Below are 14,705 nucleotides of genomic sequence, written 5' to 3'. Positions count from 1 at the left end.
GATGGTCCTGCGTTTCGCCCTGCCGCTGATCGGTTTCGCCATCGCCCTGGCGGCTTGGGCCTTCGGCGCCGCGGCGCTGGCCGCGCGCACGCCGGTGGCCGCGGCCTTCGCGCCCGGCCCCTCGCTGGCCGCGCTCTGGCATCTGGTCACCGGGCCGGACTTTGCCTACCACGTGCTGCCCAGCCTGCGCCGCGTGGCCGTGGGCCTGGGCCTGGCGGTGGCCATCGGCGTGCCGCTGGGCGTACTGAGCGGGCTGTCGCGGCGCTTCGCGCAGGGCTCGGGGCCGCTGTTCCAGTTCCTGCGCATGGTCTCGCCGCTGTCATGGATGCCGATCGCGGTGATGGTGCTCGGCGTGGGCGATGCGCCGGTGTACTTCCTGCTCGCGTTCGCGGCGGTGTGGCCGGTGCTGCTCAGCACCGCCGCCGGCGTGGCGCAGATCGACCGGCACTGGCTGCTGCTGGCGCGCAGCCTGTCGGCCACGCGCGCCGAGACGGTGCTGCGCGTGGTCCTGCCGGGCATCACGGCCCACATCCTCACCGGCGTGCGGCTGGCCATCGGCATCATCTGGATCGTGCTGGTGCCCGCCGAGATGCTTGGCGTGCAGGCAGGGCTCGGCTACTACGTGCTCGACACCCGCGACCGGCTGGCCTATTCGGAACTGATGGGCGCCATCGTGCTGATCGGCGCGCTGGGCTTCGCGCTCGACCACATCGCCCGCTGGCTGCACGGCCGGTGGCTGCACCGCTGAAGTCAGCATACCCGTGGGGGGAGGGGCCGGTAGCCGGCGAATGGCACCGGCTTCCGGCACATACTCTATGACCTTGTGCCGGGCGCGGGCTCGCAACGTCCGGCAACGCCCGGTCACGGACGGCTTCCATAATGGGCTCGCCCCCTTTTTTCGTGTCCACAGGAGTGCCCATGAGCCAGATCAAAGTCGCCGTCTTCGTCGGCAGCCTTCGCAAGGATTCGTTAAACCGCCAACTCGCGCTGGCGATCGCCGGGCTGGCGCCGGCCGACTTCACCTTCGAGCACGTGCGCATCGACGACCTGCCGCTCTACAACCAGGACGATGACGGCAACCAGGCACCCGCCGTGAAGCGCCTGAAGACCGAGGTCTCGGCCGCGCAGGCGCTGCTGTTCGTCACGCCCGAGTACAACCGCTCGGTCCCCGGTGTGCTCAAGAACGCGATCGACCACGGCTCGCGTCCCTATGGCCAGAGCGTGTGGGGCGGCAAGCCGGCCGGCGTGCTCGGCATCTCCATCGGCACCATCGGCACGGCGCTGGCGCAGCAGCACCTGCGCAACGTGCTGGCCTACCTCGACGTGCCCACGCTCGGCCAGCCGGAGGTCTTCCTCCAGAACAAGGAGGGGCTGCTCGATGCCCATGGCCGCATCGGCAACGACGGCACGCGGCAGTTCCTCCAGACCTGGGTCGACAAGTACGCGGCCTTCGTGAAGAAGCACGTCTGACGCGCACGCCGGCGCCCCGGCGCCGGATTACGTAGTTACACCGGTACACGGAGTCCGCAACTGCCTTGCGGATGTGCGAATATCCGGCGACGCGCGCCGCATGGCACGCAAACCACAGGGCAGCCCAGCGTGGAAGACCGGCTTTCCGACAAGCAGCGACATTTCCTGGATACCGACGCCGCGGAGGGCGACAGCTTCATTCTCGACCTGGCCGGCGACACCGCGGGCGCGGCGCTGGAGCCCGCACCCAGCGGCGCGGCCCTGGGCGCGGCCACGCTGGCCACGCTGCGCGACCTGCCCTTCATGGTCGCGGCCCTGAGCGAGCAGCCGGCGCCGCAGTTCATCTTCTGGAACCACGAGTGCGAGCGGGTCACGGGCTATTCCACCTCGGAGATGACCGAGCAGCCGGGCGCACTGGCCCGGCTCTATCCCGACGCGGACTACCTCGCGCGCAAGCGCTCCGAGCCGGCCTGGAAGGCCGGCTATTTTCGTGATTTCGAATGGACGCTGACCACGCGCGGCGGCGAGCGCCGCCGCATCGCGTGGACCACCGTGCACGGCCTGTGCCTGCGCCCGGGGCGGCAGGAACTCTGGATGGTCGGCACCGACGTGACCGCGCGGGCCGAGTCCGACCGGCTCGTGCGTTCGCGCGACCGGCTGCTGCGCGGCGTGTTCCGCTACCTGCCGGACATGGTGAGCCTGCTCGACGGCGCCGGGCGTTGGCAGCTCTCCAACCCGGCCGCCCATGCGATGCTGGGCCTGAGCGAGAAGGAGGTCTACGGCCAGACCGCCGTGGAACTGGCCCGGCGCTCGCCCTCGGCCGCCGAGGGCCTGCGGCTGTCGGCCCTCAACGAAGAGGCCACCTGGCAGTCCGGCCGGCCCACGCAGCTGGAGGAAGTGGCCGAGGACGGCGTCGGCGGCAGCCGCTATTTCGACGTGCTGCGCGTGCCCACCTTCAGCCGCAGCGGCCACCGGCTGCACATGCTCGTCGTGCGGCGCGACGTGACCGACCAGCGCCATGCCGCGGTCAAGCTCGAACTGGCCGGCAAGGTGCTCGACCTGGGCACCAACGGCGTGGTCATCACCGATGCGGCGCGCCGCGTGGTCATGGTCAACAGCGCCTATACCGACATCACCGGCGTGACCGCGGCCCAGGCCGTCGGCCTGCCGCCGGCCTTGTTCGCCGACAGCCAGCACGACCGCAGCTTCCAGGAGTCGGTCTGGCAGGCGGTGGACGCCAGCGGCAACTGGAGCGGCGAGGTGTCCAACCGGCGCCGCAGCGGCGAAGTCTTCCCGCAGTGGCTGAAGCTGTCGGTGCTGCGCCACCGCACCAACGGCACGGTCACGCACTACGTGGCCGCGCTGTCCGACCTCAGCTCGTCCAAGGCGGCCGAAGAGAAGATCGCGGTGCTGTCCACCCAGGACGCGGTGACCGGCCTGCTCAACCGCACCCAGGCCGGCGAGTTCGCCGAGCGTGCCCTGGCCCGCGCGCGCGAGGAGAACCGCGAGGTGACGCTGGTCGTGGTGGACGTCGACAACTTCAAGGCGCTCAACGATTCGCTGGGCCACGCCGCCGGCGACGAGCTGCTGCGCCACATCGGCAGCTGCCTCCAGCGCAGCGCCGGCGCCCGCGCCACCATCGGCCGCCTGAGCGGCGACGAGTTCCTCGTCGTGCTGCCCGGCGTGGCCGGCACCAACGATGCGGCCCAGGCGGTGCGCGCACTGATGGACGCGGCGGTGCAGCCGGTGGAACTCGGCGGGCTGCCGGTCAACGTCTCCATCTCGGCCGGCGTGGCCATGTTCCCGGCCGACGGCGACGCGTTCGATACGCTGTTCGGCCGGGCCGACGCGGCGCTGCACACCGCCAAGCGCGAGGGCCGCAACAGCTACCACTTCGCCAGCGCCGACATGAATGCCGCGGCGCTGGAGCGCTTCCAGCTCGAGATGTCGCTGCGCCGCGCGGTCGACGGCGATGCGCTGCGGCTCGAATACCAGCCGCTGATCGAGCTGGCCACGCGCCGCGTGGTCGGCGTGGAGGCGCTGTGCCGCTGGGACGACCCCGAGCGCGGCGCCGTGCCGCCGGCCATCTTCATCCCGGTGGCCGAGGAATGCGGCCTGATCGACGCGCTCGGCGGCTGGGTGCTGCGCACGGCCACGCGCCAGCTCGCGGCCTGGCACGAGGCCGGCCATCCGGAACTCATGGTCGCGGTCAACCTGTCGGCCCGCCAGTTCCGCCGCGGCACCCTCTTGCAGCAGGTGGAGGACGCGCTGGTCGAATCCGGCATCCCGCCGGGCAAGCTGGAGCTGGAGCTGACCGAGAGCGCGCTGCTGCACGAGGGCGAGACGGCCACGGCCACGCTGCGGCGGCTCAAGGCGCTGGGCGTGAAGCTGTCGATCGACGACTTCGGCACCGGCTATTCGAGCTTCGCCTACCTGCGCCGCTTCAAGTTCGACAAGATCAAGATCGACCAGTCCTTCGTGCGCGACCTGATCGACGACCCCGACAACGCGGCGATCGTGCGCGGCATCATCTCGCTGGCCCGCAGCCTGGGGCTGGAGGTGCTGGCCGAGGGCGTGGAAAGCGAGCCGATCGCGCTGCGCCTGAAGCATCTGCAGTGCGGCCTGGCGCAGGGCTACCACTTCGCGCGCCCGCTGCGGCCCGAGGCGCTGGCGCAGTTCCTCTGACCGATCGCCGCGGGCCATCAGCCGCGAAGCCGCAGAGCCCGGCCCTACAATCGCCCGGCATCCGCGAGCGCGCCCATGAAAATCCTCATTTCCAACGACGACGGCTACCAGGCCCCGGGCATCGTGGCGCTCCATGAAGCGCTCAAAGACCTGGCCGAGGTCGAGGTCGTCGCTCCCGAACACAACAACAGCGCCAAGTCCAACGCGCTGACCCTGCATTCGCCGCTCTACGTGCAGCAGGCGGCCAACGGCTTCCGCTACGTCAACGGCACGCCGGCCGACTGCGTGCACATCGCGCTGACCGGCCTGCTCGGCTACCGGCCCGACCTCGTGGTCTCGGGCATCAACAACGGCGCCAACATGGGCGACGACACCATTTATTCGGGCACCGTCGGCGCCGCGATGGAAGGCTATCTGTTCGGCATCCCGGCCATCGCGTTCTCGCAGGTCGAGAAGGGCTGGGGCGAGATCGACGCGGCCGCGAGGAAGGCCCGCGAGATCGTCGAGCGCCTGGCCGCCCGCCAGGGCATGCTCGGCGCCGAGCCCTGGTTGCTCAACGTGAACATACCGAACCGCCCGTTCGACGAGCTGCTGCCCGCGCGCGTGTGCCGCCTGGGGCGCCGCCACGCGGCCGAGCGGGTCATCACCCAGTCGAGCCCGCGCGGCGAGACCATGTACTGGATCGGCGGTGCAGGCCCGGCCAAGGACGGCGCCGACGGCACCGACTTCCATGCCACGACGCTGGGCCATGTGGCCATCACGCCGCTGAAGATCGACCTGACCGACCACGACGCGCTCAGGTACTGGGCGCAGACGGCTGCGCAGCTCGCGCAGGACGTCCGGTGAGCGGCGGCAGCAGTCCGCCGCGGCCGCGGTTTCCCGCACGCATCGACACCGGCGCGCCGGCCGGGCCCGCGCGGCGCCCGGCGCTGGCGCCCGCACCTCCGCTGCCCGTGGCCGGCCGGGGTATCTCCCCCGCGCCCGCGTCGTCCATAGGCCCCAGCGGTGACCTGGCGGGGGTAAGGGCCAGCATGGTGCGCCGGCTGGCGGCCCAGGGCATCACGTCCGCGACAGTGCTGCAGGCCCTCGGCACGGTGGAGCGCCACCGCTTCGTCGACAGCGCGCTGACCGGCCAGGCCTACGAAGACACCAGCCTGCCGATCGGCCTGGGCCAGACAATCTCCAAGCCCGGCGTGGTGGCCCGCATGGCCGAACTGCTGCTGGGCTCCGAGCTCGGCCGCGCCGGGCCGCTGGGCCGGGTGCTGGAGATCGGCACCGGCTGCGGCTACCAGGCCGCGGTGCTGGCGCAGATCGCGCGCGAGGTCTACAGCATCGAGCGCCTGCGCGGCCTGCACGAGCGCGCCCAGGCCAACCTGCGGCCCTACCGCATCGCCAACGTGCACCTGCTGCTGGGCGACGGCGCGGCGGGCTACGCGCAGGGCGCGCCCTATGCCGGCATCATCGCCGCGGCCGCCGGCAGCGAGCTGCTGCAGGCCTGGCTCGACCAGCTGGCCGTCGGCGCGCGGCTGGTGGCGCCCCTCACCCAGCCCGACGGCAGCCAGGCGCTGCTGGTCGTGGACCGCACGGCGCAGGGATGGCGGCAGAGCCTGCTTGAGAGCGTCAACTTTGTCCCCCTAAAATCGGGGATTGCATGAAGGAACGAACTATGACAGGTCTGCCTGGTCGCCAGGGATGGATCCACACCGGTTTGACGACGATGGCACTCCTGGTGCTGGCCGGCTGCAATTCGCGCCTGAGCCCGGCCCCGGTGGAAGACCGCGGCATCGCTTCGACCGGCCAGCCCGCAGGCGCACAGCCCCCGGTGGCGCCGCTGCCGCCCCTGAAGCCGCTGCCCGGCGCCGAGAACGCCGGCAAGCCCGGCTACTACACGGTCAAGCAGGGCGACACGCTGATCCGCATCGGCCTCGAATCCGGCCAGAGCTGGAAGGACATCGCCCGCTGGAACGGCCTGGACAATCCCAACCTCATCGAGGTCGGCCAGGTGCTGCGCGTGGTGCCGCCGGGCGCTGCCGTCGCCGAGAACGGCGTGGTCACCCGCCCGGTCGCCTCGTCGCCGGTCGCGCCGCTGCCGCCCGGCACCAGGCCGCCTGCCACGCAGCCGCCCCCGCCGGCCGTGGCTGCTGCACCGGCGCCGGCTCCCGCTCCTGCTCCGTCGGCCGGCGGCGGCGACGACGACGTCGGCTTCATCTGGCCCACCAGCGGCGCCGGCTCGCTGATCGCGGGCTTCGACGAGGCCAAGAACAAGGGCTACGACATCGGCGGCAAGGCCGGCGACCCGGTGCTGGCCGCGGCCGACGGCCGCGTGGTCTATACCGGCGCCGGACTGCGCGGCTATGGCAACCTCATCATCCTCAAGCACAACAACACCTATCTGACGGCCTATGCGCACAACCAGACGCTGCTGGTGAAGGAAGACCAGTCGGTCAAGCGCGGCCAGAAGATCGCCGAGATGGGCAGCAGCGACGCCGACCGGGTCAAGCTGCACTTCGAGATCCGCAAGCAGGGCAAGCCGGTGGATCCGAGCCGGTATCTGCCGGCACGCTGACGTCCGCGCTGCCGTTGGGTGGCGTGCCTGGGGCCCAGGCCGGAGGCATTTCCCTATGCCGGCGCGCGCCTGTGGGCCGGGACGCGCTTTTCCTCCCTGAACAGTCCGACGAACAGGCCGCGCAGCCAGCGGTGAGCCGGATCTGATGCGCTGCGGCGGCTGCAGTGGAGCGACACCGTGAACGTGCTGCGCGGCAGCTCGGCGGGCAGCAGTGCATAGCGCTGCACGTCCAGGAACCGGTGAGCGATCGCCTTGGGCATGACCGCGGCCAGATCGGTATGCGCAATAATGGCTGGCAGCGCGAGGAAATGGGCGGAGGTGAGTACCAGCCGTTTGTCGAGTCCGAGCTGCTGGAGGATGCGCAAGGTCTCGGAATGGGAGCGGCCCGCCGCGTAGTCCAGCTGCCGCAGATCCTGCACCGTGGCTCGGCCGTTTAGCGCCGTCAGCAGCGGGTGCTGCGCGCGCACGAGCACCGCGTAGCGGTCGTGCAGCAGCTCGATGCGCTCGGTACCGCTCAGCGCAGGCAGGAAGCCGAGCGCGAAGTGGATGGCTCCGGTCTCCAGCGCATCGGCGATCTCGCCGTGTGCCAGCGACATGGTCTGCACGCGCATCCCCGGCGCCTCGCGGTGCAGGGCCGCCATCAGGTCGGGCAGCAGCCGGGCTTCACCCAAGTCGCTCATGTGCAGCCGCAGCGTCATTGTCGATTGCGCCGGGGCGAAACTGCCGCCGTCCTGGAGCGCATCGCGGATCGCGGCGATGGCGGGCTGTACGGCGCCCGCGAGCCGCTCCGCACGCAGCGTCGCGCGCATGTGGCCGCTCGTGCGCACGAAGAGCACGTCCCCCAGCGCCAGCCGCAGGCGGGTCAGGCCTTGGCTCGCGGCCGGCTGCGACAGCCCCAGGGCCTCGGCCGCACGGCTCACGCTGCCCAGGCGGTAGACCGCGTCGAACAGGCGCAACAGGTTCATGTCAAGGCTGTCGACATCCATGAATCTAATAATGAAGTAGTCGGTTCATTGTATTGATGGATGCCAAAGAGCTGGGGACACTGCGGGCCATCAAGGAAACGCCGGCCCGCCCCAGGTTTCCTTTTCACCCTCGGTGGACAGGCGGGGCGCCCAACAACAAGGAGACATCATTCATGGATCGACCCATCGGGTCCGTCGCGGCGGGTACCGTCACCGTGCGCGAAGCGGTCTTCAGGCTGCTGCGCGAGTTCGGCATCACCTCCATCTTCGGCAACCCCGGCTCGACCGAGCTGCCGATGTTCATGGACTTCCCCGAGGACTTCCGCTACGTGCTGGGCCTGCAGGAGTGCGTGGTGGTCGCGATGGCCGACGGCTATGCCCAGGCCACGCACGGCGCGGCCTTCGTCAACCTGCATTCGGCCGCCGGCGTCGGCCATGCGATGGGCAACATCTTCACCGCCTACAGGAATCGCACGCCGCTCTTGATCACCGCGGGCCAGCAGGCGCGCTCGATCCTGCCGTTCGACCCGTTCCTCGGCTCGACCCAGGCGCCCGAGCTGCCGCGGCCCTACGTGAAGTGGAGCGTCGAGCCCGCGCGCGCCGAAGACGTGCCGCTGGCGATCGCGCGCGCCTACTACATCGCGATGACGCCGCCGCGCGGCCCGGTGCTGGTCTCGATCCCGTCGGACGACTGGGGCGTCGCCACGCTGCCGGTCGATGCGCGGCAGGTCAGCCGGCAGCTGCGCCCCGAGCCGGAACTGCTGGCGCAGGTCGCCGCGCGGCTCGACGGCGCGCGGGCGCCGGCCTTCGTGGCCGGCGCCGCGATCGACCGCGACGGCGCCTGGGACGAGGTCGTGCAGCTGGCCGAGCGCCACCAGGCGCGCGTCTACGTCGCGCCGATGTCGGGCCGCTGCAGCTTTCCGGAGGACCATCCGCTGTGGGCCGGCTTCCTGCCCGCGATGCGCGAGCGCATCGTCGAGCGGCTCGCCGGCCACGACCTGGTGTTCGCCGTCGGCGCGCCGGCCTTCACCTACCACGTCGAAGGGCAGGGGCCGCACCTTCCTGCGGGAGCGGAACTGGTGCAGCTGACCGAGGACCCGCAGACCGCCGCCTGGTCGCCCACCGGCACCTCGGTCGTCGGCAGCATCCGACTCGGGCTGCGCGACCTGCTCGACCGCAGCCGCCCGCCCGCCCGGCCGGCGCCCGCGGTCCATGCGCGGCCCGCGCGCCGATCCGAGCCGCAGCCCGGCGAGCGGCTGCCGGTGGCCTGGGTGCTGCAGACGCTGACCGACCTGCGCCCGCGCGACAGCATCGTGGTCGAGGAGGCGCCGAGCGCGCGCCCGGTCATCCACGGGCACCTGCCGATCTTCGCGTCGGAGACCTTCTACACGATGTGCAGCGGCGGCCTGGGCTTCGGCCTGCCGGCGGCCGTCGGCGTGGCGCTGGGCAAGCCGGGTGCGCGGGTGATCGCGCTGGTGGGCGACGGCTCGGCGATGTACGCGATCCAGGCGCTGTGGAGCGCGGCCCGGCTGGGCCTGCCGGTGGCGGTCGTGATCCTGAACAACCGCCGCTATGCGGCGCTGCACGATTTCGCGCGGATCTTCGGCTACCGCCCCGGCGAGCCGGTGCCCGGCACGGACCTGCCGGACCTCGATTTCGTGGCGCTCGCGACCGCGCAGGGCATGCGCGGCCTGCGCGTGGAGCGGGCCGAAGAGCTTCGCCCCGCGCTGACGGAAGCCCTCGCATCGACCGGCCCGGTGCTGGTCGAGGTCGAAGTGGCCTGAACCTTTCCCTCATCCATCACGACAAGGAGACACGCCATGGGCACGATTGCCATGCTGATCAACGGCGAGGCGCGCCAGGCCACGGGCGGCGCGACCTTCGAGCGCCGCAACCCGCTCGACGGCACGGTGGCTACCGTGGCGCCGGCGGCGACCGCGGCCGATGCCACCGCCGCGGTCGAGGCCGCGGCCGCCGCCTTTCCGGCCTGGTCGCGCACCGGGCCGAGCGAGCGCCGCGCGCTGCTGCTGAAGGCTGCGCAGGCCCTGGAGGCCAAGACCGGGGCGCTGGTCGCCGCCATGGCGGCGGAGACCGGCGCCGCGGCGCCCTGGGCCGGCTTCAACGTGCACCTGGCGGCCGGGCTGCTGCAGGAGGCCGCGGGCCTCACGACGCAGATCGGCGGCGAGGTGATCCCGTCGGACGTGCCGGGCAGCCTGGCGCTCGCGGTGCGGCGGCCGGCCGGCGTGGTGCTCGGCATCGCGCCGTGGAACGCGCCGGTCATCCTCGGCGTGCGCGCGATCGCCACGCCGCTGGCCTGCGGCAACACGGTGGTGTTCAAGGGCTCGGAGCTCAGCCCCGCGACCCATGGCCTGATCGTCGAGGCGTTCCGCGACGCGGGCCTGCCGCCCGGCGTGGTCAACTTCGTGACCAACGCGCCGCAGGATGCCGCCGCCGTGGTCGAGGCCATCGTCGCCCACCCCGCGCTGCGGCGCATCAACTTTACCGGCTCCACGCGCGTGGGCCGGCTGATCGCGCAGACTGCGGCGAAGTACCTCAAGCCCGCCGTGCTGGAGCTCGGCGGCAAGGCGCCGCTGGTCGTGCTCGACGATGCCGACCTCGACGCCGCGGTGAATGGCGCGGCCTTTGGCGCCTTCATCAACAGCGGCCAGGTCTGCATGAGCACCGAGCGCATCGTGGTGGACCGCCGCATCGCCAACGCGTTCGTCGACCGGCTCGCGGCCAAGGCCGCGAAGCGGCCGCTGGGCGACCCCCGAAGGTCTGCGGAAGAGGGGCCGGTGGTGCTCGGCTCGGTGGCCGATGCGAGCACGGTGGAGCGCTGCAACGCGCTGATCGACGACGCGCTCGCCAAGGGCGCGCGGCTGGTCTGCGGCGGCAAGGCCGAGAGCACGCTGTTCCCCGCGACGCTGCTGGACCACGTCACCGCGGAGATGCGCATCTACCACGAGGAGAGCTTCGGCCCGGTGAAGCCGGTGGTGCGCGTCGACGGCGTGGAGGAAGCCGTGCGCGTGACCAACGACAACCCCTACGGCCTGTCGGCCGCCGTGTTCGGGCGCGACATCGCGCGCGCCTGGGCCGTGGCCAACCGCATCGACTCGGGCATCTGCCACGTCAACGGCCCGACCGTGCACGACGAGGCCCAGATGCCGTTCGGCGGCGTGAAGGACTCGGGCTACGGCCGCTTCGGCGGCAAGGCCGGCATCGACGCCTTCACCGAGCTGCGCTGGATCACCGTGCAGACGGCCGACCGCCACTACCCGTTCTGAGCCGGAGGCGCCCCATGACATCCATGTGCAGGCGCATGGCGATCGCGCTCGCCTTCGCCACGGCGCCGCTGGCGCAGGCCCAGCAGGCGCAGAACTGGCCCGCCAAGCCGGTCACCGTCGTCGTCAACTTCGCCGCCGGCGGCGCGGCCGACCAGCTCGCGCGCATCGTCGGCGCGCCGCTGCAGGACGCGCTCGGCCAGCCGGTGGTGATCGACAACAAGGGCGGCGCCGGCGGCAACCTCGGCGGCGAGTTCGTCGCCAAGGCCAAACCCGACGGCTACACCCTGCTGATGAGCTCGGGCGGGATGGTCTCGATCAACCCGCACATCTATCCGAAGCTGCCGTTCGACCCGGGCAAGGACCTGGCGCCGGTCGCCGCCGTGGCGCGCGTGCCCTTCTACCTGGTGGTGCGCGCCGACAGCCCGGTCAAGGACTTCAAGGGTCTGGTCGCCGACCTCAAGGCCCACCCGGGCAAGCGCTCGTTCGCCTCGCCCGGCAACGGCAGCTCGCCGCACCTCGCGGGCGAGATGCTGACGAGCCAGACCGGCACCAGCGCGATCCACGTGCCCTACCGCGGCGCCGCGCCCGCGCTGACGGACCTGATCGGCGGGCAGGTGGACTTCCTGTTCGACCCGGGCATCAGCCTCCAGTACGTCAAGAGCGGCAAGCTGCGGATGCTGGCGGTGGCCAGCCTGCGGCGCGCGCCGCTGGTACCCGACGTGCCCACGCTCGACGAGCTCGGACTCAAGGGCTTTGATGCCGACGCGGTGTTCGGCTTCTACGCGCCGGCCGGCACGCCGCGGCCCGTCGGCGAGCGGCTCAACGCCGAGATCAACCGCATCCTGGCCCAGCCCGCCGTCAAGGAGCGCATCGTGGCCATCGGCAACGTGCCGCTGCCGATGACGCCCGCGGAGTTCGGGCACAAGGGCGGCGAGGACTTCCGGCGGCTGGGCGCCCTGATCCGCGAGCGCGGCATCAAGGCCGACTGAACCGAAAACCAGCAGGAAACGAGGGACCGCCATGCCGACAGACCACAGGATTCATGAGACTGGGGAGTATATGCTTGAAGCCAAAGAAAGGCAGTGGCTGCAGAGTGATAGGGTTGGCAGTATATCGCCAGGCGTGCTCGTGACCGACGTGCTCGTCGCCGGCGGCGGCCCCTGCGGACTGATGCTGGCTAACGAGCTCGGGCGGCGCGGCGTGCGCTGCCTCGTGGTCGATGCCAAGCCCGGCACCGCGTTCAATCCTCAGGCCAATGCCACGCAGGCGCGCACGATGGAGCACTTCCGCCGGCTCGGCTTCGCGCACGAGATCCGGGCGCAGGGCCTGCCGCCGGACCATCCGACCGACATCGCCTACTTCACGCGCTACGCCGGCCACGAGCTCGCGCTCATCCGCCTGCCCACGGCCGCGGAGGCTACGGTGCGCATCAAGTCGCTGACCGGCTCCTGGAGCGCGGCCGAGCTGCCGCACCGCGTCTCGCAGAAGTTCGTCGAGCAGACGCTGCGCCGCCATGCCCAGTCCTGGCCGGCGGCGGACGTGCGCTACGGCTGGACGCTGGAGGCGTTCCACGACGACGGCAGCGCGGTCCATGCGACCGTGCGGCCCACCGAGGGCGGCGCCGCGCAGCAGGTGCGCGCGCGCTTCCTCGTCGGCGCCGACGGCGCCCGCAGCCTGGTGCGCCGCCGGCTCGGCATCGCATGGGGCGGCGTCACCGGCATCCAGCGCGACTTCATGGGCAGCAAGATGTTCGCCGTCTACCTGCGCGCGCCGGGCTTCGCCGCGGTGCTGCGCCATCCGAAGGCCTGGATGTACGTCGCGGTCAACCACCAGCGCCGGGCCTTCATGGCCTCGGTGGACGGCGTGTCCGAATACGCCTTCCATGCCGCGCTGCGGCCGGGCGAGGATGCCGAGGGCTGGACCGAGGAGGACGCGCGCCGCGTCTTCGCCGAAGCCGTCGGTGCTGACGTGCCGGTGGAGATCCTGTCGTACGGCACCTGGCTGGCCGGCCATGCACTCGTCGCGCAGCGGTTGCGCGAGGGCAACGTGTTCATCGCGGGCGACGCGGCCCACCTGTTCACGCCGACCGGCGGCCTGGGCTACAACACCGCCGTCGAGGACGCGGTCAACCTGGGCTGGAAGCGCGCCGGCGTGGTCCGCGGCCACGCGCCGCCGGCGCTGCTGGACAGCTACGAGGCCGAGCGCCGGCCGCTGGCCGAGCGCAACACCGGTTTCGCGCGGCGCTTCGCCGACTCGGTCGGCCTGTTTTCCGCCCTGCCGGAGCTGGAGGAGGCATCGGAGCGCGGCGAGGCCGAGCGCCTGCGTGCGGCCCGGCACCTCGACCGGCATGCGCGCCTGGAGTTCGACATCCCCGGCGTGCCCTTCGGCGGCCGCTACGACGGCTCGCCGGTCATCGCCGGCGACGGCACGCCGCCGCCGCCCGACGAGCCGAACGCCTACGTCCCCACGGCCCGCCCCGGCGGGCGGCCGCCGCACGCCTGGCTGGAGGACGGGCGCTCGCTGTTCGACACCTTCCACACCGAATGGACGCTGCTGGGGCTGGGCCCCGATGCGCCCCCCACCGCCGGCTTCGAGGCGGCGGCCCGCGAGCTGGACGTGGCCCTGGGCGTCGTGCGCCTGCCGCAGCCCGCGCTGCGCGCGCTGTACGAGGCGCCGCTCGCGCTCATCCGCCCCGACCAGATCGTCGCTTGGCGCGGCGCCACGGCCGACGGTGCGCACGGCGTGCTGGCCCGCGCCACCGGGAGACAGCCATGAAGTCCCTGCTGCGGATCCTGGCCCTGGCCGGCTGTGCGGCGCTGGCCCTGCCGGCCGCGGCCCAGGCCTGGCCGACCAAACCCGTGCGCTTGGTGGCCGCCTTTCCTGCCGGCGCACCAGGCGACGTGATCGCGCGGCTGATCCAGCCCGCGCTGCAGGCCGCCTGGGGCCAGCCGGTGGTCGTCGAGAACAAGCCCGGCGCAGCCGGCAACCTCGCGGCGGCCGAGGTCGCGCAGGCCCGGGACGACCACACGCTTCTGGTCGGGCCGGACACGATCCTCACGATCAACCCGCATCTCTACCGCAGGCTCGGCGTCGACCTGCGCGCCGCGCTCAGGCCGGTGACCTACCTCGCGAGCTTCAATCAGATGCTGGTGTGCCACCCGGCCTCGGGCATCGCCACGCTCGACGCCTTCGCGCGGCAGCCCGCCACGCGGTCCTACGCGTCCGGCGGCGCCGGCTCGCCGAGCCACATGGCGATGGAGATGCTGCTGGCGACCACGCGCGGCAAGCTCAACCACGTGCCCTACAAGGGCCCGGGCCCGGCCGCGCAGGACGTGATGGGCGGACACGTGGACTGCGGCTTCATCGTCTCCTCGGTCGTGCTGCCGCACGTGCAGGCCGGGCGGCTGCGGGCGATCGCCGTGTCGGGCCGGGAGCGCTCGGTGCTGCTGCCGGCCGTGCCGACGGTGGAGGAGGCCGGGCACGCGGGCTTCGACGCGACCTTCTTCGAGACCCTGCTCGCGCCCGCCCGGCTGCCGGAGCCGGTCGCCGAGAAGATCCAGCGCGACGTGCGCAGCGCGCTCGATGCGCCGCGCACCCGGGCAGCCCTCGCCGAGATGGACCTGCGTGCGCTCGGCAACACGCCGGCCGACGCCCGCCGGCGCAGCCAGGCCGACTTCGACAAGTGGGGCGCCGTCGCCCGCCAGGTCGGCCTGCAACTCGATTGAGGAGGAGACG

The 14,705-nt window shown here is 72.1% G+C and carries 12 protein-coding genes; 11 read left to right on the top strand and 1 reads right to left on the bottom strand.

Annotated elements, in window-relative coordinates; all coding sequences use genetic code 11:
• Position 1: 1 nt before the first annotated feature.
• The 6 genes from GAK38_RS15795 to GAK38_RS15770 all read left to right on the top strand — a co-directional run bounded on the left by GAK38_RS15795 (position 2) and on the right by GAK38_RS15770 (position 6,721).
• Positions 2 to 748, top strand: a complete 747-nt coding sequence (locus tag GAK38_RS15795; protein ID WP_325345749.1) for an ABC transporter permease — start codon at positions 2 to 4, stop codon at positions 746 to 748.
• Positions 749 to 918: 170 nt separating this feature from the next.
• Positions 919 to 1,470 carry an NADPH-dependent FMN reductase gene (locus tag GAK38_RS15790; RefSeq protein WP_325345748.1) on the top strand — a complete coding sequence of 184 codons (552 nt, stop codon included), beginning with the start codon at positions 919 to 921 and terminating at the stop codon, positions 1,468 to 1,470.
• A gap of 129 nt (positions 1,471 to 1,599) precedes the next feature.
• Entirely contained in the window at positions 1,600 to 4,155 is a 2,556-nt protein-coding gene (locus tag GAK38_RS15785) for a bifunctional diguanylate cyclase/phosphodiesterase (protein WP_325345746.1), read from the top strand.
• 75 nt (positions 4,156 to 4,230) lie between these two features.
• Positions 4,231 to 5,001, top strand: coding sequence for a 5'/3'-nucleotidase SurE (surE, locus tag GAK38_RS15780; RefSeq protein WP_325345744.1), 771 nt, complete (start codon positions 4,231 to 4,233; stop codon positions 4,999 to 5,001).
• Positions 4,998 to 5,810: a protein-L-isoaspartate(D-aspartate) O-methyltransferase gene (locus tag GAK38_RS15775; protein WP_325345742.1), complete on the top strand. Its 813-nt coding sequence runs from the start codon at positions 4,998 to 5,000 to the stop codon at positions 5,808 to 5,810. Before surE ends, GAK38_RS15775 begins: the two co-directional genes overlap by 4 nt.
• 62 nt (positions 5,811 to 5,872) lie before the next feature.
• Positions 5,873 to 6,721 (top strand): peptidoglycan DD-metalloendopeptidase family protein, encoded by an 849-nt coding sequence (locus GAK38_RS15770; protein ID WP_325345740.1) that lies wholly within the window; start codon positions 5,873 to 5,875, stop codon positions 6,719 to 6,721.
• A gap of 53 nt (positions 6,722 to 6,774) precedes the next feature.
• Here GAK38_RS15770 and GAK38_RS15765 read toward each other — a convergent pair whose 3' ends face one another.
• Entirely contained in the window at positions 6,775 to 7,707 is a 933-nt protein-coding gene (locus tag GAK38_RS15765) for a LysR family transcriptional regulator (RefSeq protein WP_325345738.1), read from the bottom strand.
• 152 nt (positions 7,708 to 7,859) lie between these two features.
• Between GAK38_RS15765 and mdlC the strand changes: the two genes are divergently transcribed.
• From mdlC to GAK38_RS15740, 5 genes are all read left to right on the top strand, one after another.
• The gene (mdlC, locus tag GAK38_RS15760) at positions 7,860 to 9,470 is read left to right on the top strand and encodes a benzoylformate decarboxylase (RefSeq protein ID WP_325345736.1); all 1,611 of its coding nucleotides are present in this window, start codon (positions 7,860 to 7,862) and stop codon (positions 9,468 to 9,470) included.
• Positions 9,471 to 9,506: 36 nt separating this feature from the next.
• Positions 9,507 to 10,970 carry an aldehyde dehydrogenase gene (locus GAK38_RS15755; RefSeq protein ID WP_325345734.1) on the top strand — a complete coding sequence of 488 codons (1,464 nt, stop codon included), beginning with the start codon at positions 9,507 to 9,509 and terminating at the stop codon, positions 10,968 to 10,970.
• A 35-nt stretch (positions 10,971 to 11,005) separates the two neighbouring features.
• Positions 11,006 to 11,959 carry a Bug family tripartite tricarboxylate transporter substrate binding protein gene (locus GAK38_RS15750; RefSeq protein ID WP_325345732.1) on the top strand — a complete coding sequence of 318 codons (954 nt, stop codon included), beginning with the start codon at positions 11,006 to 11,008 and terminating at the stop codon, positions 11,957 to 11,959.
• Between the two features lie 139 nt (positions 11,960 to 12,098).
• The gene (locus GAK38_RS15745; protein ID WP_325345730.1) at positions 12,099 to 13,745 is read left to right on the top strand and encodes an FAD-dependent oxidoreductase; all 1,647 of its coding nucleotides are present in this window, start codon (positions 12,099 to 12,101) and stop codon (positions 13,743 to 13,745) included.
• Complete coding sequence (locus tag GAK38_RS15740; RefSeq protein WP_325345728.1) at positions 13,742 to 14,695, top strand: Bug family tripartite tricarboxylate transporter substrate binding protein; 954 nt, start codon at positions 13,742 to 13,744, stop codon at positions 14,693 to 14,695. Before GAK38_RS15745 ends, GAK38_RS15740 begins: the two co-directional genes overlap by 4 nt.
• The last annotated feature ends 10 nt before the right edge of the window (positions 14,696 to 14,705 follow it).

It is taken from the genome of Xylophilus sp., from assembly GCA_009914555.1.
Taxonomy (GTDB): Bacteria; Pseudomonadota; Gammaproteobacteria; order Burkholderiales; family Burkholderiaceae_C; genus WNDY01.
This window is presented reverse-complemented; position numbering and strand designations above follow the sequence as displayed.